The 22,430-nt window shown below is 73.9% G+C and carries 19 protein-coding genes and 1 pseudogene; 7 read left to right on the top strand and 13 right to left on the bottom strand.

The annotated features are described in order from the left end of the window. Positions 1-63: 63 nt before the first annotated feature. The 10 genes from AC5WAM_RS08775 to AC5WAM_RS08820 form a co-directional block, all read right to left on the bottom strand. A complete protein-coding gene (locus AC5WAM_RS08775; RefSeq protein WP_495522214.1) occupies positions 64-1,062 on the bottom strand; it encodes a sugar phosphate isomerase/epimerase family protein in 999 nt (332 codons plus the stop codon). A gap of 57 nt (positions 1,063-1,119) precedes the next feature. After that, the gene (locus tag AC5WAM_RS08780) at positions 1,120-2,544 is read right to left on the bottom strand and encodes a Gfo/Idh/MocA family protein (RefSeq protein WP_495522215.1); all 1,425 of its coding nucleotides are present in this window, start codon (positions 2,542-2,544) and stop codon (positions 1,120-1,122) included. 66 nt (positions 2,545-2,610) lie between these two features. Then, positions 2,611-3,660: a substrate-binding domain-containing protein gene (locus AC5WAM_RS08785; RefSeq protein WP_366792283.1), complete on the bottom strand. Its 1,050-nt coding sequence runs from the start codon at positions 3,658-3,660 to the stop codon at positions 2,611-2,613. Positions 3,661-3,684: 24 nt separating this feature from the next. After that, positions 3,685-4,704 carry an ABC transporter permease gene (locus tag AC5WAM_RS08790; protein WP_495522216.1) on the bottom strand — a complete coding sequence of 340 codons (1,020 nt, stop codon included), beginning with the start codon at positions 4,702-4,704 and terminating at the stop codon, positions 3,685-3,687. Beyond that, positions 4,701-6,380 carry a sugar ABC transporter ATP-binding protein gene (locus tag AC5WAM_RS08795; RefSeq protein WP_495522217.1) on the bottom strand — a complete coding sequence of 560 codons (1,680 nt, stop codon included), beginning with the start codon at positions 6,378-6,380 and terminating at the stop codon, positions 4,701-4,703. Before AC5WAM_RS08795 ends, AC5WAM_RS08790 begins: the two co-directional genes overlap by 4 nt. Positions 6,381-6,498: 118 nt before the next feature. Next, positions 6,499-7,680, bottom strand: coding sequence for an ROK family transcriptional regulator (locus AC5WAM_RS08800; RefSeq protein WP_366792285.1), 1,182 nt, complete (start codon positions 7,678-7,680; stop codon positions 6,499-6,501). Between the two features lie 350 nt (positions 7,681-8,030). Further along, positions 8,031-8,708 (bottom strand): GntR family transcriptional regulator, encoded by a 678-nt coding sequence (locus tag AC5WAM_RS08805; RefSeq protein ID WP_495522218.1) that lies wholly within the window; start codon positions 8,706-8,708, stop codon positions 8,031-8,033. Positions 8,709-8,807: 99 nt separating this feature from the next. Further along, complete coding sequence (locus AC5WAM_RS08810; protein ID WP_366792287.1) at positions 8,808-9,755, bottom strand: beta-ketoacyl-ACP synthase III; 948 nt, start codon at positions 9,753-9,755, stop codon at positions 8,808-8,810. A 123-nt stretch (positions 9,756-9,878) separates the two neighbouring features. Continuing rightward, a complete protein-coding gene (locus AC5WAM_RS08815; protein WP_172382705.1) occupies positions 9,879-10,040 on the bottom strand; it encodes an MFS transporter small subunit in 162 nt (53 codons plus the stop codon). After that, positions 10,009-11,343, bottom strand: a complete 1,335-nt coding sequence (locus AC5WAM_RS08820) for an OFA family MFS transporter (RefSeq protein ID WP_495522219.1) — start codon at positions 11,341-11,343, stop codon at positions 10,009-10,011. Before AC5WAM_RS08820 ends, AC5WAM_RS08815 begins: the two co-directional genes overlap by 32 nt. Positions 11,344-11,626: 283 nt before the next feature. Between AC5WAM_RS08820 and AC5WAM_RS08825 the strand changes: the two are divergent. Both AC5WAM_RS08825 and fdhD read left to right on the top strand, forming a co-directional pair. Continuing rightward, a pseudogene (locus AC5WAM_RS08825) lies at positions 11,627-11,749 on the top strand (2Fe-2S iron-sulfur cluster-binding protein); the annotation flags it as partial. A gap of 5 nt (positions 11,750-11,754) precedes the next feature. Continuing rightward, positions 11,755-12,606, top strand: a complete 852-nt coding sequence (gene fdhD, locus AC5WAM_RS08830) for a formate dehydrogenase accessory sulfurtransferase FdhD (RefSeq protein ID WP_366792290.1) — start codon at positions 11,755-11,757, stop codon at positions 12,604-12,606. A gap of 165 nt (positions 12,607-12,771) precedes the next feature. Here fdhD and AC5WAM_RS08835 read toward each other — a convergent pair whose 3' ends face one another. After that, a complete protein-coding gene (locus AC5WAM_RS08835) occupies positions 12,772-13,224 on the bottom strand; it encodes a MarR family winged helix-turn-helix transcriptional regulator (protein ID WP_366792291.1) in 453 nt (150 codons plus the stop codon). A 90-nt stretch (positions 13,225-13,314) separates the two neighbouring features. On the opposite strand from AC5WAM_RS08835, the gene AC5WAM_RS08840 reads away from it, so the two are divergent. The 3 genes from AC5WAM_RS08840 (at position 13,315) to AC5WAM_RS08850 (ending at position 17,699) form a co-directional block, all read left to right on the top strand. Further along, complete coding sequence (locus AC5WAM_RS08840) at positions 13,315-14,238, top strand: quinone oxidoreductase family protein (protein WP_366792292.1); 924 nt, start codon at positions 13,315-13,317, stop codon at positions 14,236-14,238. Positions 14,239-14,434: 196 nt separating this feature from the next. After that, positions 14,435-16,405, top strand: a complete 1,971-nt coding sequence (locus AC5WAM_RS08845; RefSeq protein ID WP_366792293.1) for an exo-alpha-sialidase — start codon at positions 14,435-14,437, stop codon at positions 16,403-16,405. Positions 16,406-16,415: 10 nt separating this feature from the next. Then, positions 16,416-17,699, top strand: a complete 1,284-nt coding sequence (locus AC5WAM_RS08850; RefSeq protein ID WP_495522220.1) for a DUF5005 domain-containing protein — start codon at positions 16,416-16,418, stop codon at positions 17,697-17,699. Here AC5WAM_RS08850 and AC5WAM_RS08855 read toward each other — a convergent pair. Continuing rightward, positions 17,635-18,672, bottom strand: a complete 1,038-nt coding sequence (locus AC5WAM_RS08855) for a bile acid:sodium symporter family protein (protein ID WP_495522221.1) — start codon at positions 18,670-18,672, stop codon at positions 17,635-17,637. The genes AC5WAM_RS08850 and AC5WAM_RS08855 overlap by 65 nt on opposite strands. Positions 18,673-18,829: 157 nt before the next feature. Here AC5WAM_RS08855 and AC5WAM_RS08860 point away from each other — a divergent pair, with 157 nt between their 5' ends. After that, on the top strand, positions 18,830-19,708 hold the full coding sequence (locus tag AC5WAM_RS08860) for a LysR substrate-binding domain-containing protein (protein ID WP_138962641.1): 879 nt from the start codon (positions 18,830-18,832) through the stop codon (positions 19,706-19,708). Between the two features lie 13 nt (positions 19,709-19,721). On the opposite strand, the gene AC5WAM_RS08865 is transcribed toward AC5WAM_RS08860, so the two are convergent. Further along, positions 19,722-20,681 carry an Lrp/AsnC family transcriptional regulator gene (locus AC5WAM_RS08865; RefSeq protein ID WP_366792296.1) on the bottom strand — a complete coding sequence of 320 codons (960 nt, stop codon included), beginning with the start codon at positions 20,679-20,681 and terminating at the stop codon, positions 19,722-19,724. A gap of 147 nt (positions 20,682-20,828) precedes the next feature. Between AC5WAM_RS08865 and AC5WAM_RS08870 the strand changes: the two genes are divergently transcribed. Further along, entirely contained in the window at positions 20,829-22,334 is a 1,506-nt protein-coding gene (locus tag AC5WAM_RS08870) for an MFS transporter (RefSeq protein ID WP_495522222.1), read from the top strand. Positions 22,335-22,430: the final 96 nt, after the last annotated feature.

Below are 22,430 nucleotides of genomic sequence, written 5' to 3' on the forward strand. Positions count from 1 at the left end.
GCGCCTCGTCCTCAGACGCCGGACGGGCCGCATCTGTCGCCGGTTCGGGCCGCGGACGAGGGGCTACTTCGCGAAGGCCGCGTCGAAGGAAGCTGTCGGGGGCTCGTAGTCGTACGACCTGAGGTGGCGGAGGGCCTCGGGGGCGCCCTGGAGGCGGTCCATGCCCGCGTCCTCCCACTCGACCGAGATCGGGCCGTCGTAGGAGATGGCGCGCAGCATGCGGAAGACGTCCTCCCAGGGGACGTCCCCGTGGCCCGCCGAGACGAAGTCCCAGCCGCGGCGCGGGTCGCCCCACGGCAGATGGGAGCCGAGGCGGCCGTTGCGGCCGTCGAGCCGGCGCCGGGCCTCCTTGCAGTCGACGTGGTAGACGCGCTCGCGGAAGTCCCAGAGGAACGACACCGGGTCGAGGTCCTGCCACACGAAGTGCGACGGGTCGAAGTTGAGGCCGAAGGCGGGACGGTGGCCGACGGCGTCCAGGGCCTTCTGCGTGGTCCAGTAGTCGTACGCGATCTCGCTCGGGTGGACCTCGTGGGCGAAGCGGACGCCCTCCGCGTCGAACACGTCCAGGATCGGGTTCCAGCGCTCCGCGAAGTCCTCGTAGCCGCGCTCGATCATCGACTCGGGCGCGGGCGGGAACATCGCCACGAGGTGCCAGATCGCGGAGCCGGTGAAGCCGACCACCGTCCGCACGCCGAAGGCCGCGGCCGCGCGCGCCGTGTCGGCCATCTCGGCGGCGGCCCTGCGCCGCACGCCCTCCGCGTCGCCGTCGCCCCAGATCCGGCGGGGCAGGATCGCGCGGTGGCGCTCGTCGATGATGGCGTCGCACACCGCCTGCCCGACGAGGTGGTTGGAGACGGCCCAGCACTTCAGGCCGTACTTGTCGAGCAGCGCGCGGCGGCCGTCCGCGTACGACGGGTCGGCGAGGGCCTTGTCGACCTCGAAGTGGTCGCCCCAGCAGGCGAGTTCGAGGCCGTCGTAGCCGAAGTCGCGGGCCAGCGAGCAGACCTCCTCCAGGGGCAGATCCGCCCACTGGCCGGTGAAGAGGGTGAACGAGCGGGGCATGACCGGTTCCTTTCCCGACGTCGGACGTCACGGGCTTTCGCGGGGCTCAGGTCGTACTCAGGTCGCCGTCGGCGCGGCCGCGACCGGCGTGTACACGGAGTTCTTCTGCGCGCTCTCCTCCACCGCGGCGAGCACCCGCTGCACGGCGAGCCCGTCGGCGAAGGACGGCTCGGGAGCGGTGCCGGTGGCGATGGCGTGCAGCAGGTCGCGGGCCTGGTGCACGAAGGTGTGCTCGTAGCCGAGGCCGTGGCCGGGCGGCCACCAGGCCGCCAGATAGGGGTGGGTGGACTCGGTGACGAGGATGCGGCGGAACCCGGCCGACGCGGCGGGTTCGGTGTGGTCGTGGAAGGAGAGCTCGTTCAGGCGCTCCAGATCGAAGGCCAACGAGCCGTCGGAGCCGTTGAGTTCGAGGCGCAGCGCGTTCTTGCGGCCCGCCGCGAACCGCGTGGCCTCGAAGGTGGCGAGGGCGCCGGAGGGGAAGCGGGCCGTGAAGACGGCGGCGTCGTCGACCGTGACCTGCCCGACCGCGACCTGGCCCGCCCTGCCGCCACCCGCCCCGGCACCGCTCGCACCGCCGCCACCCGCCCCGGCACCGTCCGCGCCGCCGCCACCCGCCCCGGCACCGTCCGCGCCGCCGCCCCCAGCCCCGGCACCGTCCGCCCCCGCGCCGCCCGCCGCGAGCCCGCCCGCCGCGAGCCCGCTCGACGCGCCCTCCAGGAGGGGCCGTTCCCGTACGAACGTCTCCGTCAGGGCCGACACCCCCGCGACGGCCTCGCCCGTCAGGTACTGCGCGAGGTCCACGATGTGCGCGCCGAGGTCGCCGAGGGCCCCCGAGCCCGCCCGGTCCCTGCGCAGCCGCCACGTCAGCGGGAAGCCGGGGTCGACCAGCCAGTCCTGGAGGTAGGTGAGGCGTACGTGGCGCAGCGTCCCGAGGCGGCCCGCGGCGACCAGCTCGCGGGCGAGGGCGAGGGCGGGCACGCGCCGGTAGTTGAAGCCGACCATCGCCATCTGCCCCCGGGTGCGGGCCCGTTCGGCGGCGGCGACCATGGCCTCCGCCTCCTCCACGGTGTTGGCGAGCGGCTTCTCGCACAACACGTGCTTGCCCGCCTCCAGGGCGGCGATGGCGATCTCCGCATGGCTGTCGCCGGGGGTGCAGACGTCGACGAGGTCGACGTCGTCCCGGGCGATGAGCGCGCGCCAGTCGGTCTCGGCGGCGGCCCAGCCGAGCCGGTCGGCGGCGGCGCGCACGGCCGCGCCGTCGCGGCCGCAGACCGCGGCGAGCCGCACCTCGACCGGCAGGTCGAAGACGCGCCCCACGGTCCGCCAGCCCTGGGAGTGGGCGGCGCCCATGAAGGCGTAGCCGACCATCCCGACGCCGAGGCGGCGCCGCGCGGCCGCCGGACCCGGCGCCGGCCCGGCCCCGGAAGCGACGGCCCCGGAAGCGGCGGCCCCCGAAGCGGCCTCGTGCTCCGTCTCACTCATGCGGTAACTCCTCCTGGTCGGCGCGTCGACGCCTGGTTCGCGGGTCATGCGCGGGCTGGGGGCACCTCACTTGAAGCCGGTGGACATGTACTGGTCGACGTTGTCCTTGTCGACGACGGCCGAGTAGAGCGTGATGGAGGCCGGGATCTCGTACTCGGCCATGCCGCCGATGCCCTTGCCCTGCCCGAGCGCGCGGGCGAGGTCGATCGCGGACGCCGCCATCGTCGGCGGGTACAGGACGGTGGCCTTCAGCACGCCCCGGTCGGCCTTGATCTCCTGGAACGCGGAGAGGGCGCCCGCGCCGCCGACCATCAGGAAGTCGTCGCGTCCGGCCTGCTTGATGGCGCGCAGGGCGCCGACTCCCTGGTCGTCGTCGTGGTTCCACAGGGCGTCGATGTTCTTCTGCGCCTGGAGCAGCTGCGACATCTTCGCCTGGCCGGACTCGACGGTGAACTCGGCGGCCTGCCGGGCGACCTTCTCGATGTTGGGGTAGTTCTTCAGGGCGTCGTCGAAGCCCTTGGTGCGCTGCTTGGTCAGCTCCAGGTTGTCCAGCCCGGCGAGCTCCACGACGCGGGCGTTCTTCGTGCCCTTGAGCTTCTCGCCGATGTAGTGCCCGGCGTTGAGGCCCATGCCGTAGTTGTCGCCGCCGATCCAGCAGCGGTAGGCCTGCGCGGAGGCGAAGATCCGGTCGAGGTTGACCACGGGGATCCCCGCCTTCATGGCCTTCAGGCCGACCCGGGTGAGGGCCTTGCCGTCGGCGGGCAGGATGACGAGGACGTCGACCTTCTTGTTGATGAGGGTCTCGACCTGGCCGATCTGGGCGGCGGTGTCGTTGGAGCCCTCGGTGGCCTCCAGGGTGACGTCCTTGTACTTCTCCGCCCGCTCCTTGGCGTTGTCGTTGATGGCGTTCAGCCAGCCGTGGTCGGCCTGCGGCCCGGCGAAGCCGATGGTGACCTCCTTGCCGGGCTTGTCGTCGGCGGGCCGGTTGTCGCCCGCGGGTGCGGCGTCGCCGTCGGAGTCCTTCGACTCGTTGCTGGTGCAGCCCGTCAGGACGGCCCCCGCGGACACGGCGGCCGCCCCGAAGAGCAGCCCTCTGCGGCTCGTGCTGTGTGGCATGGCGGTGACCCCTTCGGATGGTGGTCAGGTGGTGGCCGTACGGCGCTGCACCAGGACGGCGGCGACGATGATCGCCCCCTTGGCGATCTGCTGGACGGCGGTCTCCAGGTTGTTGAGCGCGAAGATGTTGGTGATCGTGGTGAAGATCAGCACGCCGAGCACGGAGCCGGTGATGGTGCCGCGCCCGCCGCTGAGCAGGGTGCCGCCGATGATCGCTGCGGCGATGGCGTCGAGTTCGTACAGGTTGCCGTTGGTGTTCTGGCCCGAGCCCGACAGGACGATCAGGAGGAAGGCCGCGATGCCGCAGCACAGGCCCGAGAGGAGGTAGAGGTAGAGCCGCTGCCGCCGTACGTCGATGCCCGCCAGACGCGCGGCCTCCGCGTTGCCGCCCACCGCGACCGAGCGGCGCCCGAACGTGGTGCGGTTCAGGAGCAGCCAGCCGAGGAGGGTCACCCCCGCGAAGACGAGCACGAGCGGCGGGATGCCGAGCACGTACGCGTCGCGCTCGCCCAGCTTCAGGACGCCGTCCACGGTGACCATCTGGGTCTTGCCGTCGGTGATCTCCAGGGCCAGGCCGCGCCCGGAGGCCAGCATGGCGAGCGTGGCGATGAACGGCACCAGGCCGCCGTACGCGATGAGCAGCCCGTTGACGAGCCCGCAGCCGAGGCCGACGACGACGGCCGTGAAGAGGATCCCCGCGAAGCCGTACTCCTGGGTGGCGACGGTCGTGGCCCACACCGAGGCGAGCGCGACGATCGCGCCGACGGACAGGTCGATGCCGCCGGAGATGATGACGAAGGTCATGCCGACGGTGACGACGCCGATGACGGACGCCTGGGTGAGGATCAGCTGGACGTTGTCGGTGTCGAGGAACGCGTCGGGCTGGGTGACGCCGCCGATCAGGATCAGCACGGCGAGGACGCCGAGCAGCGACAGGGTCCGCAGGTCGACGCGGGCGGCGAGGGCCCACAGAGGGCCGCGTTCGCTGTCGGTCGGGGGGCTCTTCTCGGTGACGGGCCGGGCGGGCGATGCGGGCTGCGTCATGACGCCGGGCTCCCTTCCGTGGTGACGGTGTCTTCCGGGCCTTGACGGTCTTCGGGCCCCGCCCGGTCTTGGGGCCCCGCCCGGTCGTCAGGTCCCGCCCGGTCTTCGCGGCCCGCCCCGTCTTCAGGTCCCGCCCCGTCTTCGGGGCCTCCCGGGCGGGCCGTGCCGGACGCCAGGACCAGGTCCAGTACGCGGTGCTCGTCCAGCTCGCGCGCGGGCGCCGTGTGCACCACCCGGCCCTCGCGGAGCACCAGGACGCGGTCGGCGAGGCCCAGGACCTCGGGCACCTCGCTGGACACGAGCAGCACGGCCAGGCCCTCGTCGGCGAGCCGCCGCACCACGGCGTACAGCTCGGCGCGGGCGCCGACGTCGACGCCGCGCGTCGGCTCGTCGAGCAGCAGGACCCGGCAGCCGCGCAGCAGCCACCGGGCGAGGACGGCCTTCTGCTGGTTGCCGCCGGACAGCGTGCGGACGGGCGCCGAGGGGTTGTCGGGCCTGAGCGACAGCTCCCGCGTCGCGGCGCGGGCGGCCTCGCGCTCCTTGCCCCGGTCCAGCCAGCCGCCGCGCGAGAAGCGGGACATGGAGGACACCGACACGTTGCGCGTGACGGACTCCAGCATCAGCAGGGCCTGCGCCTTGCGCTCCTCGGGGGCGAGGCCGAGCCCGGCGCGCACGGCCGCGCGGACGCTGCCGGGGCGCAGGGCCCTGCCGTGCACGCGGACGTGGCCCGCGGTCGGCCTGCGCGCGCCGTAGATGGTCTCCAGGATCTCGGACCGGCCGGAGCCGACGAGCCCGGCGAGCCCGACGATCTCCCCGGGCCGCAGTGCGAGGTCCAGGGGCGCGAACTCGCCCTCCCTGGCCAGGCCGTGGACGGTGAGGAGGGGTTCGGGCGAGGGCTGCCGATCGGCCTCAGGCCGCGGCGGGAAGACGTACTCGACGCTGCGGCCCGTCATCAGCGCGACGATCTCGCGCGTCGGCGTCCGCCGCGCGGGCAGCCCGACCGCGACGGCCCGGCCGTCCTTCAGGACGGTGACGCGGTCGCCGATGCGGCGGATCTCCTCGAGCCGGTGCGAGATGTACACGACCGCGACGCCGTCGGCGGTGAGGTCGCCGACGATGCGGAAGAGGTTGTCGACCTCGCCGGGGTCGAGTGCGGCGGACGGCTCGTCCATGACGATGAGACGTACGTCGTGCGAGAGCGCGCGGGCCATCGACACGATCTGCTGCTGGGCGGCGGACAGTTCCCCCACGAGGCGGGCGGGGCTGATCTCGGCGTGACCGAGTCGCTTGAGCAGAGCGGCGGTCGACGCCTGGGCCGCGCCCCTGCGGACGACGAACCCGGCGGCCGTCGGCTCGTGCCCGAGGAAGACGTTCTCGGCCACGGACAGGTGCTCGACCAGGTCGAGTTCCTGGTAGATGGTGGCGATGCCGAGCCGCATGGCGGCGATCGGCGAGCGCGGGGTGACCGGGTCGCCGCGCCAGGCGATGGTGCCGCCGTCGGGCTGGTGGGCGCCCGCGAGGACCTTGATGAGCGTGGACTTGCCCGCGCCGTTCTGACCGAGCAGGCAGTGCACCTCACCGGCCTGTACGTGCAGGTCGACGCCGTCGAGCGCACGGACGCCGGGGAACGACTTGGTGATGCCGGACATGCGGAGCAGCGGTGGTTCTGGTGCCATGACGGTTCCCTCGTACGGGTGTGGCCGGTTTCAGGGCAGAGCAGGGTGAGCGCTGTACTGGGGCGTGCCGAGGTGACGTGCGCGCGGGGGCGGGCCGCCGCCGTGTCCGCGGGGCGGGTCAGGCCGGTGAGAACAGGTGGTCGCTGATGAGCCGGGCGCCGCCGGTGACTCCGGCGGCGGGGCCGAGCTCGCCGAGGACGATGGGGAGGTTGCCGGTCGCGAGGGGCAGCGACTGGCGGTAGACCTGGGTGCGGATCGCGGCGAGCAGGGTGTGGCCGAGTCCCGTGACACCGCCGCCGATCACCACGAGACCCGGGTTGAAGAAGCTGACGAGGCCCGCGATGACCTGGCCCGTGCGGTTGCCGCCGGCGCGGATCAGGTCGAGCGCGGTGGGGTCGCCCGCGGCGGCCGCCGCGGCGACGTCGGCGGCCGTGAGCGCGCCCGCAGCCTCCAGGCGGGCGGCGAGCTCCGGCGAACGGCCCTGGTGGGCGGCCTCCTGGGCGTCACGGGCGAGCGCGGCACCGCTGAAGTGGGCTTCCAGGCAGCCCTTGTTGCCGCAGGCGCAGGGGCGGCCCTCGGGTTCCACCTGGATGTGGCCTATGTCGCCCGCGCTGCCGGTCGTGCCCCGGTACACCTGGCCGCCGACGACGATGCCGCAGCCGATGCCGGTGCCGATCTTGACGCAGAGGAAGTCGCCCACGGAGCGGGCCACGCCCGCGTGCTGCTCCCCCATCGCCATCAGGTTCACGTCGTTGTCGACCATGACCGGGCAGCCGAGCTCCTGGCTGAGCGCCTCCCTCACGGGGAAGCCGTCCCAGCCGGGCATGATCGGCGGGGCCACGGGCACGCCCTCGGGGAAGCGGACGGGGCCCGGCACGCCGATGCCCGCGCCGTCGAAGCCCTCCGCGAGGCCCGACGCCCGCAGCTTCGCGGCCATGGCGAGGACCTGCTCGAAGACCGCGACCGGGCCTTCGCGCACGTCCATGGGCTGGTTGAGGTGGCCGAGCACCTCCAGCTCGGCGTTGGTGACGGCGACGTCGACCGAGGTGGCGCCGATGTCGACGCCGAGGAAGCGGAGGTTCGGGGCGAGGCGGATGTTGTGGGAGCGGCGGCCGCCGCGGGACGCGGCGAGGCCGTCGGCCACCACGAGTCCCGTCTCCAGGAGGCGGTCCACCTCCACGGCCAGCTTGGACCTCGACAGGTCCACCTGGTCGCCCAGCTGGGCGCGGGAGTTGGGGCCGCCGTCGCGCAGCAGGCGCAGCAGGCGCGCCTGGTGCGCGTTGGCGGGCCTTGCCGTCATGCGTCTCACGCGCCCCTCCCGCCTCATCGGCCTTGTCCCTCTTGCGTGGTGGGCTTTCGAGGGGAACGTAGCAGTGGGTGCCGGGGCTGGGAAGAACTTGCGCGGGGATTGCTCTCTACTTTCTCCTGTGGCAGGACAAAGCTGGGCCTCGCGGCGCGCCCCAGACCCGCCCCTTCCCGATCCGGGGGCTCCGCCCCCGTGCCCCCGTTCTTTTCGGCGCTCCGCGCCTCGTCCTCAAACGCCGGACGGGCTGAAAGTCGCCGGTGCGGGGCACTGATCAGCCCGTCCGGCGATTGAGGGCGAGCCCGGAGGGCGGCGAGAGGGCGGGCGGGTGGGAGGGGAGCGTCCCGTCAGGCCGGGGTGCGGTCGTGGTAGGTGCGGCGGGTGTGCTCCGTGTGGGCCCGCATCACGGCCACCGCCCGAGCCTCGTCCCGCGCGGCGATCGCCGCGATCAGCTCCCGGTGCTCGACCCAGGAGCGGATGCCCCGCTGCCGCGCCACCGGCGTGTAGTACCAGCGGACCCGGCCGTCCACCCGGCCCGCGAGCTCGGCGAGGACCACGTTGCCCGCGAGCTCCATGACCTTGGCGTGGAACGCCGCGTTCGTGGCGACGACGAGGTCGACGTCCCCGTCGGCGACGGCCGACTCCCCCCGGGCGCAGAGCTCTTCGAGGGCGGCGATGCCCGCGGAGCCCGCGTTCGCCGCGGCCAGGCGGGCCGCCTCCGCCTCCAGGAGCGTACGGACCGTGAGCAGTTGGTCCGCCTCCTCCTCGGTCGGCTCGTGGACGAACGCGCCCTGTGCGGGCCTGAGGTCCACCCAGCCCTCGGTGTTGAGCCGCTGGAGGGCCTCGCGCACGGGCTGCCGGGAGACGCCGAGGTGCCCGGCCAGCTCGCTCTCGACGAGGTGCTGGCCGGGCCTCAGGGCGCGGGTGGTGATGAGTTCGAGCAGCGCCTCGTAGACGCGCTCGCGCAGCGGGCCGGGCCGCTCCAGCTTGGGCACCGTCCCCTGCGGCAGTCCTGCGGACAACATCCCGTCCCCCTCCTGCGCCCCCTCGGCATGGGCTTTTGTCTACAGTTTACCGAGCACCGCGGCCAGGACCAGAGGGAGTTGGGCCCGCCGCGGCCCGCGTCACGGGCAGCGCACGACCTGCCCCGCGTACGACAGGTTGCCGCCGAAGCCGAAGAGCAGCACCGGGTCGCCGGTGACGATCTCGCCGCGCTCGACCAGCTTGGAGAGCGCGAGCGGCACGGACGCGGCCGAGGTGTTGCCCGAGTCGACCACGTCGCGGGCGACCACCGCGTTCACGGCGCCGATGCGCTCGGCGAGCGGTTCGACGATGCGCAGATTGGCCTGGTGCAGGACGACCGCCGCGAGGTCGGCGGGGGTGAGCCCGGCCCGCTCGCAGGTCGCGCGGGCCAGCGGCGGCAGCTGCGTCGTGGCCCAGCGGTACACGCTCTGGCCCTCCTGGGCGAACCGCGCGGGCTGGCCCTCGATCCGCACCGCGTGCCCCATCTCCGGCACGGAGCCCCACAGCACGGGGCTGATGCCGGGCTCCTCGTCCTCCCCGCAGGCCTCGACGACGGCCGCGCCCGCGCCGTCGCCGACCAGGACGCACGTGGTGCGGTCCGTCCAGTCCGTGATCTCGGACATCTTGTCGGCCCCGATGACCACGGCCCGGCTCGCGGCCCCGGCCCGCACGGCGTGGTCGGCGGTGGCGAGCGCGTGCGTGAAGCCCGCGCAGACCACGTTGACGTCCAGCGCGGCGGGCGAGGGCAGGCCGAGCCGGGCGGCGACGCGGGCGGCCATGTTCGGCGAGCGGTCGACCGCCGTGGAGGTGGCGACGACGACCAGGTCCACGGACGCCGGGGCCCGGCCCGCCGCCGCGAGGGCCTTGGCGGCGGCATGCGCGGCGAGCTCGTCGACGGGCTCCTCGGGGCCCGCGATGTGCCGGGTGCGGATGCCGACCCGGGAGCGGATCCACTCGTCGCTGGTGTCCACCATGCCCGCCAGGTCGTCGTTGGTCAGCACCTTGGCAGGCTGGTAGTGGCCGACGGCGGCGATGCGTGAGCCGGGCATGGGCGGGTCCCCTCGTGGTGCCGGATGTACGGGACCGTCCAGTCTGCTGAGCGACTCACGGGTAGCAGGTGACGTAATGCGACAGGATTGGGACCGCTCGTTTGGATGCTTCTCATCATCGCGTCACCCGGTGAAGAGCTGTCTGGCCTTGTGTACGAGTTCGTAGAGGCCGTATGCCAGCGGCACGGTCACCCACAGCCAGGAGCCCAGGATCAGCGCGCGGCGGCGCGGCGGCGGCGCGGGTGCGCCCCCGTCAGCGGGCGGCGGGCTCGGCGGTGTCGTCATCGGCGGCCTCCTTCGGCGCGGCGAGGTGGTGGCGCGGGTGGACGGGGCGGACCAGTTCGTTGGCGACGAAGCCGACGACCAGCAGACCGATCATGATCGAGAAGGAGAGCCCGTACAGGGCCGCGCCCTCCTTGCCCGCGTCCTCCTGCCGGTCGGCCACCCAGTTCACGATCAGCGGGCCGAGGACCCCGGCGAGCGACCAGGCCGTCAGGAGGCGGCCGTGGATGGCGCCCACCTGGTAGGTGCCGAAGAGGTCCCTCAGATACGCGGGGACGGTCGCGAAGCCGCCGCCGTAGAAGGAGAGGATGACCAGCGCGCAGCAGACGAACAGCGGCTTGGAGTCATCGCCGAAGCGGGCGATGAGCAGGTACATCAGCGCGACGGCGCCCAGGTAGACCCGGTACACGTTCTTGCGTCCGAGCAGGTCGGACGCGGACGACCAGCCGATGCGGCCCGCCATGTTCGCGGCCGAGAGCAGGGCGACGAACCCGGCGGCCGCCGACGCGGAGACCGGCGTCGCGGAGTCCGCGAAGAAGTCCGTGATCATCGGCGCGGCCTTCTCCAGGATGCCGATCCCGGCGGTCACGTTCATGCACAGGACGACCCACAGGCACCAGAACTGCGGGGTGCGCACGGCCTCGCGGGCCGACACCTGGGGTCCTCCGGAGGCGCCCGCGGCGGCCTGGCCGCGGGCGTCCCGCGGCGCCGGGACCCGCACCAGGAGCACACCGAGCGCCATGAAGACCGCGTACGTCAGGCCGTGCACCAGGAAGGCGAGCGCGATGCCGGAGGAGTCCGTGCCGAACGAGTCCAGCATCCGCGCGGACCACGGCGAGGCGATGAGCGCACCGCCGCCGAACCCCATGATCGCGATGCCGGTGGCCGTGCCGGGCCGGTCGGGGAACCACTTGAGCAGGGTGGACACCGGGGAGATGTAGCCGATGCCGAGCCCGATGCCGCCGACGAAGCCGTAGCCGAGGACGACGAGCCAGTACTGGCGCGTCGCGGCGCCGAGCGCGGCGAGCAGGAAGCCGGAGGAAAAGCAGACGAGCGCGACGGACATCGCCCAGCGCGGGCCGTTGCGCTCCACGAGCGTGCCGCCGAACGCGGCGGACAGGCCCAGCATGACGATGCCGAGCTGGAAGGGCAGCGCGCTCTGGGTGCCGCTGAGGTCGAGGGCGGACTCCAGGGGCGGCTTGAAGACGCTCCAGGCGTAGGCCTGGCCGATGGAGAGGTGCACCGACAGGGCGGCGGGCGGCACGAGCCACCGGCTCCAGCCGGGAGGTGCGACGGGGGGCCTCATGATCCCGAACGGTAGGAATCCGGCGGGTCGTTGGGAAGGGGGCGGGCCGGGATTCGTCGACGGTATGCGATGTCACGTGCGCCCCTTGCCGCCCCAACTTCCATACTGTAGACAATATTCCGTCCCCTCTCGCGTGCCGCCGAGGCCATCGCGACAGGCCCGCCGGAACGATGCGACCGAACGGAGCGCCCCTCGTGAGAGCCGCAGTCCCGGGCGCCGGAGCGTTCGGCGCCCGCGCCGGAGCCGCGCCGCACCGCGCGTCCGGCGTCGAGCGGACCGCCGCACGCCGCGCGTGCAGGACAATGAGATCGTGAAGGTCACCTCGCCGCACGGCGGCCCGGTGACCCACGGCAGCCTCTGCCTCAAGGGCCGCTCCGGCCACCAGCACGGACAGAACCGGGACTGATCGACATGGGACGAGTCACGGAGCGCCGCCGCGTCCTCCGCATCCGCGACGGCGCGGTCAGCGAGCGGCCCGACACGCTCGTCGCCGAGGAGCCGATGGAGATCCGCCTCAACGGCAGGCCGCTCGCCATCACCATGCGCACGCCGGGCGACGACTTCGCGCTCGCCGCGGGCTTCCTGGTCAGCGAGGGCGTCCTCGGCACGGCGGACGAGCTGCGGAACATCGTGTACTGCGCGGGCGCCACCCAGGACGGCTCCAACACGTACAACGTGGTGGACGTGTCGACCGCGCCCGGCGTCGTCATCCCGGACATCACCCTCGAACGGAACGTGTACACGACCTCGTCGTGCGGCCTCTGCGGCAAGGCCAGCCTGGACGCGGTCCGCACGACGGCCCGCTGGGCCGTCGACGACGGCCCCGACCCGCTGCGGCTCACCCCCGCGCTGCTCGCGGACCTTCCCGAACGGCTGCGCGCGGCCCAGCGCGTCTTCGACCGGACCGGCGGCCTGCACGCGGCCGCGCTGTTCTCCGAGGACGGCGAGCTGCTCGACATACGCGAGGACGTGGGGCGCCACAACGCCGTCGACAAGCTGGTGGGGCGGGCCCTGCAGAACGGCCGCCTGCCACTGTCCCGCGCGGTCCTGCTCGTGTCGGGCCGCGCCTCCTTCGAGCTGGCGCAGAAGGCCGTGATGGCGGGCATCCCGGTGCTCGCGGCCGTCTCGGCACCCTCGGCGCTCGCCGTCGACCTCGCGGCCGAGACGGGGCTCACGCTGGTGGGCTTCCTGCGCGGCACCTCCATGAACGTGTACGCGGGCGAGCACCGGGTGGCCTTGCAGGCCATGGCCGACCAGGGCTAGGCGGGGCCCGGGCCGCCCCCCCGGCCTCGCCCCGCTCGCGGCGGGGCCGTCGCGCTGCGCGCTCGTCCTCAAGCGCCGGACCGGCTTGACCCATTGCCGCTTCGCGGCTCGTCCTCAAACGCCGGACGGGCTTGATACCTGCCGGTTCGCGCCCACCCTCACGCCTCACGCATCCGGCGCGTCCACCGCTGCCACCCGCGTCAGCATCTCCGTGAAGCGCGCGCGCTCCTCCTCCGACAAGGGCGCCAGGAGGTCGGCGTTGGCCCGCCGGGCCGCGCGGGCGCAGCGCTGGACCATGCGGCGACCCTCGTCCGTGATCGTCACGGCGTTCTTGCGGCGGTCCTTGGGGTCGGGCGTGCGGTCGACCAGACCCGCGTCCTGGAGGTCGTTGAGGACGCCGACCATGTCCTTGGGGTCGAGCGACACGCTGCGGCCCAGCTGCGCCTGGGCGACGGGGCCGAGGTCGGCGACGGCGGACAGGACCACGTGGTGCCACATCCGCAGGCCCTCGGCCGCGAGGGCGTCGGCGACCAGGGCGCGGCCGCGGGCGGCGGCGCGGCCGAGCAGCCAGCTGGGCAGGGTGCGGATGGTGGAGGGGGCGGGCGGGGTCTCGGGCATGGGAGGAGCGTACCGAAGAACCGTTGGACTTCCCAACGAAAAGAGGGCTATCGTTGGGACCACCAACGGTTCTGCCCCGAGGAGGCACGCATGCGTCGCGTTCGGTACGACCACAGCGGAGGCCCGGAGGTCCTGCGGCTCGAAGAGGCCCCCGTGCCCGCACCGGGACCCGGCGAGCTGCTCGTGCGCGTCGCGGCGGCCGGCGTGACGCTGCCCGTCGTGCGCAAGGTGCGCGAGTCCCCCGAGCCGATACCGCTCGGCGGCGAGATCGCGGGCGAGGTGGCCGGGCTCGGCCCGGGCGTCACCGGCTTCGCGCCCGGCGACCGCGTCACCGGCCTGACCTTCGGGCACGGCTACGCCGACTACGCCCTGCTGCACACCGCCATGGCCTCCCCCGTGCCGGAGGGCGCGAGCGCGACCGACGCGGTGGCCCTGGTCCGCAGCGGCCTGGTCGCCTACGGCGCGCTCCAGGCGGCGCGCCCCGCGCCCGGCGAGGCCGCGCTGATCACGGGGGCGGCCAGCGGCGTGGGCCATCTGGCGGTGCAGCTGGCCGCGCTCGGCGGCGCCGGGCGGGTCGTGGGCGCCGTGTCGGACCCCGCCAAGGCCGGCTTCGTGCGCTCCCTGGGCGCCACCGAGGTGGTCACGTACGACCGGGAGGGCTGGGGCGAGCCCGTCGACTACTGCCTGGACGCGGTGGGCGGCGAACTGCTCGCCCCGGCCCTGGCCGCGCTCGCCCCCTTCGGCCGCCTCGTCGCCTACAGCTCGGGCGGCGGCACCGTGCGGGCGTACGACCTGCTCGTCGGCGCCAAGTCCGTGACGGGATTTCAGATGGCACTCATCGCCCGGGGCCGCCCGGACACCTACGAGGCGTGGCGCCGGGAGCTGTGGCGGCTGTTCGCGGCGGGCGCGCTGCGGCCCGCCGTGCACGCCGCGTTCCCCTTGGAGGAGGCGGCGAAGGCGCACGAGGCCATCGAGTCGCGCGCCAATCTCGGCAAGGTCGTCCTCGTCCCGTAGCGGCCATCGGGGTGGTCGCTACGGCGGCATTCTCACCCGTTGGGAGGGTTGATTCCGGACCCGCTCGCCCGTATGGCTTCAGCTACACGCACGGTTCTTGTGCGGCCCCAGCGGCCCAAGTAGCGTCGGCGCCCCGCACCTTGGACATGGGATGTCCATATGTCCGGTCGATATGGTCACTACGAAGGGCCGCCGTATGCCCCTGAGACACCGCGCACGCCCCAGACCTGCCCGGCTCGACCTCGTCGCACCCCCTGCCCGCCCCCGTCCGCCCCGGCGCACCGTCGCCGCGCTGACCACGGCCACCCTCACCGCGCTCGCCCTGCCGTCGGCGCTGAGCGGCTCGGCCGCGGCCGGTGACCGGGCGCTGCCGTCCTTCGAGCAGCAGGTCCTCTTCAAGGCTTCCCAGGATCCCGGGTACACCTGCTTCCGTATACCGGCCGTCGTGAAGACGGTGAAGGGCACGCTGCTCGCCTTCGCCGAGGGCCGTGTCAACGACTGCAGCGACGCGGGCGACATCGACCTCGTCCTCAAGCGGTCCCACGACGGCGGCCGCACCTGGGGGCCCATGCAGGTCATCAACGAGGGCGCCGGGAACACCCACGGCAACCCGACGCCGATCGTGGACCGCGACACGGGCCGCATCGTGCTCGCGGAGACGTACAACACGGGACGCACGGACGGCAAGAACTGCGAGGTGCCGTGCGACCGCACCCCGCACCTCCAGTACAGCGACGACGACGGCGTGACCTGGTCGGCGCCGCGAGACCTGAGCAAGGAGATCCTGCCCGCCAGCTGGAACTCCTGGTACGCGACCGGGCCCGTGCACGGCCTCCAGCTGACCCGCGGCCGCCACAAGGGCCGCCTCGTCTTCGCCGTGAACGCCGAGACGTGGAACGGCAGCCGGGTCACCGCCAACCACGCCGCGCTCATCGTCAGCGACGACGGCGGCGAGCGGTGGCGCATCGGCGCCACCGACTCGTATCCCGTCGACGCCGCCGACGGCACGTTCCGGCAGAAGCCGTCGGAGATGACCGTCACCGAGCGCCAGGACGGCTCCATCTACGTCAGCGGGCGCGAACAGGACGGCACCGACCTCGGGCACCGCTCCCACACCGTCAGCCGCGACGGCGGCGACAGCTTCATCGCGCCCTTCCGCCCCCAGCCCGACCTGTACACGCCCCAGGTGCAGGGCTCGACGCTGCGGCTCGGCAGCCGGCTCCTGCTCGCCTGCCCGGGCGACCCGGACCGGCGCCGCACCATGACCGTCCGGTCCTCCTACGACGGCGGGCGCACCTGGGACAGCTTCGACCGCGGCACCGTCGTCACCACCGACTGGTCCGGCTACTCGGACATGGTGCACGCCGACGCCGACCACGTGGGCCTGATGTACGAGGGCGGCCCGGTCGACGCCCGCGACGAGATCCGCTTCGCGCGCTTCACCGAGGACTGGCTGAAGCCGCGGCGCGGCCCCGACCCGCACACGAGCGACTGGGCTCCCGGCGCGCCCGGCGCCGCGGTGCTCGGCGGCGCGCGCCCCACCGACGGCGTCACGGGCGACGCGCTCGCCTTCGACGGCACCGATGACGCGGTACGCCTGCGCTTCCGCCCCCAACTGCCGCTGGGATCGGGCGACTTCACCCTGTCCCTGTGGTTCCGCTACTCCGCCACCAGCGGGGAGCAGCCGCTGCTGTGGATGGGCGGCGTCGGCACGAACCAACCCCAGGTGTGGCTGCGCGGCGAACCCGCGGCGGGCCGCGTCACCGGCCTGATCACCACCCGTGAGGGCGGTACGCCGCCCCGCTCGGCCTCCCTGAGCACCCAGGGCGCGTACAACGACGGCGCGTGGCACCACGCCGTGCTGCGGCGCGGCGACGGGGAGCTCACGCTGTTCGTGGACGACACCGAGCTGTCCCGGCCCGACGTGCCGGGCACGGTCAGCCGCAACTCGCCGTTCGGCGTGCACATCGGGCAGCGCGTCGACAGCCGGGCCCACTTCGCCGGAGCCATCGACGAGGTACGGGTCTTCAAGCGCGCCCTGACCGACGCGGAGGTGGACGAGCTCGCCTCGGTGGCCGGCTCCGACGGGCGGCGGGCCGGCCGCTCCGCTGTGACACCGGACACCGTCGCCTGGCTGCCCATGGACCGCGTGCGCCCGAGGAACTAGCGTCCCGGGCGTGTCCCAAGCCACACGCCAGCTCACCGGTCCGGCGGCGGCGAACCGGCAGCGGGGCGGCCCCGGTTCACCCGTGCTGTGGGTCGCCCTGCTGGTGGTGCTCGCCTGCGCGGCCGTGCTCCTGACGGCCCTTCCGGACGACGAGGACGACCGGAAGGGCCCGGCGGCGTGCACGGCCCGCGGCGTGGACTCCTGGCGCCCCGAGACCGGCCTGACCGACGCGTTCGCCGCGTACGGCGACGACGCTGCGCGCGACGACGACTGGAGCGGCGGCGACGGCACCCACTCGGTGAAGCTGCCCGACGGGCGCGTCCTGTGGCTGTTCTCCGACACCTTCCTGGGCCGGGTGCACCCGCCGCCCAACCAGCAGGGCAAGCCGCACAAGTGGCGCGACGGCGGCGCCCCGATGGTCCGCAACTCCGGCGTGGTGGCGTCCCCCTCCGGGACCCTGGAGCGGACCCTGCCCACGCCCCTGTTCGCCGACCCCGCGCCCGGGCAGTGGCGCTGGCCGGTCGCCGCGAAGGTCGAGCCGCGCACGCCGGGCGGCGGCGAGCAGGTCGTGCGCGTCCTGCTGTGGACCCGGGCCGCGGGCCCCGCGCCGTGGATCTTCGGGGTGCCCGCCGCCACCGAGGTCGCCACGCTCACCCTGCCCGACCTCGCCCTCGAAGGCATCACGCAGATCTCCGACCAGCGCGGCGTCGCCGACCCCGAGCGGCGGGTGCTGTACGGCACCACCACGGTCGAGGACGGCGAGTGGACGTACGTCTTCGGCGGCAACGACGCGCAGACCGCCTCGCGCCCCTCCTCGCGCGCCTATGCCGCCCGCGTCCCGCACGGCGGCCTCGGCGACCCCTCGGCCTGGCGCTACTGGGACGGCCGCGCCTGGTCGCGCGCCGGGGCGAAGCCGCGCTCGGTGCTCGGCGACGACGACCAGAAGGGGGTCGGCAGCGCGTTCACCGTGGTCCGGGACGGCGGCACGTACGTGCTGTTCACGATGGCGGCGGGCGCGCGGGGCCTGACCACCGTCACGTCGTACTGGGCGTGCTCGCCGAGCGGGCCCTGGCACGGCCCCGCCAAGGGCTTCGCGCCGCCGCTGCCCGCGGACTCGGCCGCGTACAACCCGCAGGCGCACCCCGCCCTGAGCGGCGGCGGCCGCCTCGTGCTGAGCTACGACGTGAACGCGCCGGACGCCACGGCGACGGCGGCGGGGCAGGCGAACGTCAACCGGAACGTGGAGCTGTACCGGCCGCGGTTCGTGACGCTGCGCCTGTCCCGGCCGGAGTGAACTCCTCCAGGTCGTGGGAGCGGCGCTTGGCGATCACCGCGCAGACCATCAGCTGCATCTGGTGGAAGAGCATCAGGGGCAGGACCGCGAGCGAGGCCTGCGCGCCGAACAGGACGCTGGCCATGGGCAGCCCGGCCGCCAGGGACTTCTTCGACCCCGCGAACTGGATCGCGACCCGGTCGGCGCGGTCGAAGCCGAGCCGCTTCGCGCCGTACCAGGTGAGGCTGAGCATCAGCGCGAGCAGCACCGCCTCGACGCCGAGCAGCGCGGCGAGCCGGGCCGGGGTGACCTGGCTCCAGATGCCGCGCACCATGCCCTGGCTGAACGCGGTGTAGACGACGAGCAGGATCGAGCACCGGTCGATCAGGCTCAGCACTTTCTTGTGCCGCGTGACGAATCCCCCGATCCAGCGCCGCAGCACCTGCCCCGCGAGGAACGGCACGAGCAGCTGGAGCACGATCTTCACGAACGCGTCGGCGGAGAAGCCGCCGCCGGTGTCGGCGAGCAGCCAGGCCACGAGCAGCGGGGTGAGCACCACCCCGGCGAGCGAGGAGAACGTGCCCGCGCAGATCGCCGCGGGCACGTTGCCGCGCGCCAGCGAGGTGAAGGCGATCGACGACTGGATCGTGGAGGGCACCAGGGTCAGGAACAGGAAGCCGCTGTAGAGCGCGGGCGTCAGGAGGTGCGGCACGAGCCCCTTGGCGGCGAGGCCGAGCAGCGGGAACACCAGGAACGTGCACAGCAGCACGGTGAGGTGCAGCCGCCAGTGCCGCAGCCCGTCCAGCGCCTCCCGGGTCGAGAGGCGGGCGCCGTAGAGGAAGAACAGCAGCGCGACGGCCGTGGTGGAGGCCCCGGACGCGACGTCGGCCGCGGTGTCCCGGGCGGGCAGGAGCGCGGCGAGGCCGACGGTGCCGAGCAGCACCGCGATGAAGGGGTCGACCGGCATCCACGACGGCCAGGACGGGCGTTTCACAGGGCTCCGTGCTCTCGGGGTCTCGGGGTCTCGGTTCCTCGGGCCCGTCCACGGGCCGGACCCGGTACGTGCCCTCTCCATGGTCCTCCTCTTCCACGCGATCGGGAATCCCGTACACCGCTCTGACTGTCATCACGTACCGCGATAACCTGGCGGGGTGTACGACCCCGCTCAGCTGCGTACGTTCCTCGCGGTGGCCCAGACCTTGAGCTTCACGCAGGCCGCGCGGCGGCTCGGCCTGCGCCAGTCGACGGTCAGCCAGCACGTGCGGCGCCTGGAGGACGCGACCGGGCGGCCGCTGTTCGCGCGGGACACGCACCGCGTGGAGCTGACCGAGGACGGCGAGGCGATGCTCGGCTTCGCGCGCCGCATCCTGGAGGTGCACGAGCAGGCCACGGCGCACTTCACAGGCGCCCGGCTCGGCGGGCGGCTGCGCTTCGGCGCGTCCGAGGACTTCGTCCTGACCCGCCTCACCGACATCCTGCAGTCCTTCCGGCGCGAGCACCCGGAGGTCGACCTGGAGCTGACGGTCGAGCTGTCCGGCACGCTGCACGAGCGCCTGGACGCGGGCAAGCTCGACCTCGTCCTCGCCAAGCGGCGCCCGAAGGACCCGCGCGGCGAACTGGTCTGGCACGACGACCTGGTGTGGATCGGCGCGCCGCGGCTGCGCCTGGACCCGGGCCGCCCGGTGCCGCTCATCGTCTATCCGCCGCCGGGCATCACCCGGGCGCTCGCGCTGCGGGCCCTGGAGGGCAGCGGCCGCCCCTGGCGGATCGCCTGCACCAGCGGGAGCCTGAACGGCCTGGTGGCCGCCGCGCGCGCCGGGCTCGGCGTGATGGCGCACTCGCGCGGCCTGGTCCCGCCCGGCCTGGTGCGGGTCTCCGACCGGCTCGGCCTGCCGGAGCTCGGCGCGGTGGACTTCGTCCTGCGGCACGGCGAGCGGCGCCCGGCCGCACCGGGCGCCCACGCGGCGGCGGACGCCCTGGCGGCGGCGATCCTGGCGGGCGGGGACCGGTTGCAGCGCGGGCGCCCGTGACGCCGGGCGGGCGCTAGCGCGTGGGCCGGTAGATGAGTTGCTTGACGCGGCGCAGATACGGCGTGGTCTCCACGTGCTGCACGCCTTCCAGGCCGCCGATCTCCCCGCTGAGGTAGGCGTACAGGCCCGCGGTGTCCCGGGTGACGACCGTCGCCACCAGATTGGAGGGGCCCGCCGTCGCGGCGACGTAGGCGATCTGGTCGTGCTCGGCGAGCGCCTGGCCGACGGAGTGCAGGGCGGCGGGGGCCGTGGTGATCCACAGGGTGGCGCCGCAGCGGTAGCCGAGGGCCTCGGCGCTGTACTCGATGTCGACGTAGATCGCCCGGGACTCCAGGAGCGCGGCCAGGCGGCGCTTGACCGTGGACTCCGAGAGTCCGGTGAGGCGCTGGAGTTCGGGGTATCCGGCGCGGCCGTCCGCCTCCAGCGCGGCCACCAGGGGCTCGTCCTCCGGGGAGATGCGGGCCGGGGCCGCGGGCGGCGCGGGAAGCCGCGGGGTCAGCGCCGCGAGCTGTGCGGCGCTCAGCGGGGCGAGCTTGCCGAGCCAGCCGCGGGGCCCGCCGAAGAAGGTGTGCAGGAGCTGGTGGGCGCGGATGTCCACGATGTGCGGGGTGCGGGGCAGCTTGCCGAGCAGCAGGTCGTGGTCGTCGGGGGTGCGGGGCTTGGTCATGCACAGGACCTCCGTGCCCCCGGCGGCCAGGCCCACCCAGAACGTGTCGGGGCGGCGGGCCAGGGCGTGTGCGATGGTCTGCGCGGCGTCCGGGGCGCAGCGCAGCCGGAGCATCCAGTGGTCCTGGCCGAGCCGCTCGGCGTTGCGCAGCACCACGACCCGGAGTCCGGCCTCGGCGGTGAGCCGGCGGAAGCGGCGCGCGATCGTCTGGTCCGAGACGCCGAGCACCGCCGCGATCTTGCTGAACGGCGCGCGCCCGTCGGTCTCCAGGGCCTGGAGCAACTTCTGGTCCAAAGCGTCCAGCATGGAGGATTCCATCGCCGACCTCCCCCGAGATGTCGAATTCCGCCGCAGTGCGGCCCATGACCGTCACGATCGTCCGGCCGCCACGGATCGTACGGCATCGGAGCCACCGATCGGTGGCGCAGGGAACCAGGGAACGGGAGTAAGACCATGCGCTCATGGGGGCCGTTGACGGCGGTGTGCCTGGGCACGTTCATGCTGCTGCTCGACGTGACGATCGTGGTCGTGGCGCTGCCCGACATGGCGCGGGCGCTCGACGCCTCGCTCAGCGATCTGCAGTGGGTCATCGACGGGTACGCGCTCGCGCTCGCCGCGCTGCTGCTCGGCATCGGCGCCGCCGCCGACGTGGTGGGCCACCGGCGGGTCCAGCTCGCGGGCACCGTCGTCTTCGCGCTGGCCTCGCTCGGCTGCGGGCTCGCGGCGAACGCGGAGCTGCTCGTGGCGGCGCGGGCCGTGCAGGGGCTCGGGGCCGCCGCGATGTTCGCCACGACGCTGCCGCTGCTCGGCGCCGCGTACCAGGGCAAGGAGCGCTCGGTGGCGCTCGGCCTGTGGGGGGCGGTGAGCGGTGCCGCCGCCGCGCTGGGGCCGATCGCCGGCGGGCTGCTCACCGAGGGGCCCGGCTGGCGCTGGATCTTCTTCGTCAACCTGCCGGTGAGCGTGGCCTCGGTGTGGCTGACGCTGCGCGCGGTGCCGCCGTCGCGCGGGCGCGCGGAGCGGCGCGTGGACTGGGCGGGCACGGCGACGTTCGCGCTGTTCGCGGGCGCGCTCACGTTCGGCGTGGTGCGGGCGTCGACGGTCGGCTGGGCCTCGGCCCGCACCGGTGTGACGCTCGCGGTGGCGGCGCTCGCGCTGCTCGCCTTCGTCGTGGTGGAGCGCCGCGCCGCGCATCCGCTGCTCGATCTGCGGCTGCTGCGCAAGCCCGCGTTCACCGGGGTCCTGATCGGCGCGATCGGCTACAACGCGGCCGCGTTCGGCGTGATCCCCTACCTCTCGATCTGGCTGCAGACCGTGCTCGGCATGAGCCCGGTGCGCGGCAGCCTGGTCCTGGTGCCGCTGTCGGCCACGTCGTTCGTGGTGGCGGCGATCGGCGGGCGCCTGCTGCACGGGGTGCCGGGGCGGTACGTCATCGGCGTCGGGCTGCTCCTGATCGGCGCGGGCGGCCTGGCGATGGCGGTGCTCGACGCGGGCTCGTCCTGGGGTGCGCTCGTGCCGGGCCTGGTGCTCGCGGGCGTCGGCATCGGCCTGGTCTCGCCGGGGCTCGCGGGGGCCGCGCTCGCCGCGGTGCCACCGCGCGACGCGGGCATGGCGGGCGGCGCGGTGAACACCTTCCGCCAGCTCGGCTACGCCCTGGGCGTCGCCGTCTTCGGCACGGTCCTGACGTCGCGGATGCAGGACGCGCTCGGCCACGACGCGGCGCACACCGTGGCGGGCGGCGGGGCGGCGGCGGTCCGGGGCGCGTTCTCCGAGCACAGCGTGCGCGCGGCGTTCGCATCCGGGCTCAACGGCGCCTCGCTCGTGGCGGGGATCACCGGCCTCGTGGCGGGGGTCGTGGTCCTCGTGATGGTCCGGACCAAGCGGACGGCCGACGCGGACCGGGGGGCCGCCGGAGCCGAACGCATGGTCGAGGGCACGCCCGCGAAGCAGCTCCAGGCGTAACTTCCGCGTACAGATTCGGTGGAGATCACGCCACCGAAACTTACTCATCCGTCAGGAAACTGTCCGGCCCTTCCCCTTGTGGCCGCATTTCACCAG

It is taken from the genome of Streptomyces sp. JLYT201 (genome assembly GCF_059448825.1).

Bases quoted from the DNA above. Each gene is read 5' to 3' on its own strand.
- AC5WAM_RS08775 (WP_495522214.1), bottom strand. From the start codon at position 1,062: ATGCCCCGCTCGTTCACCCTCTTCACCGGCCAGTGGGCGGATCTGCCC.
- AC5WAM_RS08780 (WP_495522215.1), bottom strand. From the start codon at position 2,544: ATGAGTGAGACGGAGCACGAGGCCGCTTCGGGGGCCGCCGCTTCCGGG.
- AC5WAM_RS08785 (WP_366792283.1), bottom strand. From the start codon at position 3,660: ATGCCACACAGCACGAGCCGCAGAGGGCTGCTCTTCGGGGCGGCCGCC.
- AC5WAM_RS08790 (WP_495522216.1), bottom strand. From the start codon at position 4,704: ATGACGCAGCCCGCATCGCCCGCCCGGCCCGTCACCGAGAAGAGCCCC.
- AC5WAM_RS08795 (WP_495522217.1), bottom strand. From the start codon at position 6,380: ATGGCACCAGAACCACCGCTGCTCCGCATGTCCGGCATCACCAAGTCG.
- AC5WAM_RS08800 (WP_366792285.1), bottom strand. From the start codon at position 7,680: ATGACGGCAAGGCCCGCCAACGCGCACCAGGCGCGCCTGCTGCGCCTG.
- AC5WAM_RS08805 (WP_495522218.1), bottom strand. From the start codon at position 8,708: ATGTTGTCCGCAGGACTGCCGCAGGGGACGGTGCCCAAGCTGGAGCGG.
- AC5WAM_RS08810 (WP_366792287.1), bottom strand. From the start codon at position 9,755: ATGCCCGGCTCACGCATCGCCGCCGTCGGCCACTACCAGCCTGCCAAG.
- AC5WAM_RS08815 (WP_172382705.1), bottom strand. From the start codon at position 10,040: ATGACGACACCGCCGAGCCCGCCGCCCGCTGACGGGGGCGCACCCGCG.
- AC5WAM_RS08820 (WP_495522219.1), bottom strand. From the start codon at position 11,343: ATGAGGCCCCCCGTCGCACCTCCCGGCTGGAGCCGGTGGCTCGTGCCG.
- fdhD (WP_366792290.1), top strand. From the start codon at position 11,755: ATGGGACGAGTCACGGAGCGCCGCCGCGTCCTCCGCATCCGCGACGGC.
- AC5WAM_RS08835 (WP_366792291.1), bottom strand. From the start codon at position 13,224: ATGCCCGAGACCCCGCCCGCCCCCTCCACCATCCGCACCCTGCCCAGC.
- AC5WAM_RS08840 (WP_366792292.1), top strand. From the start codon at position 13,315: ATGCGTCGCGTTCGGTACGACCACAGCGGAGGCCCGGAGGTCCTGCGG.
- AC5WAM_RS08845 (WP_366792293.1), top strand. From the start codon at position 14,435: ATGCCCCTGAGACACCGCGCACGCCCCAGACCTGCCCGGCTCGACCTC.
- AC5WAM_RS08865 (WP_366792296.1), bottom strand. From the start codon at position 20,681: ATGCTGGACGCTTTGGACCAGAAGTTGCTCCAGGCCCTGGAGACCGAC.
- AC5WAM_RS08870 (WP_495522222.1), top strand. From the start codon at position 20,829: ATGCGCTCATGGGGGCCGTTGACGGCGGTGTGCCTGGGCACGTTCATG.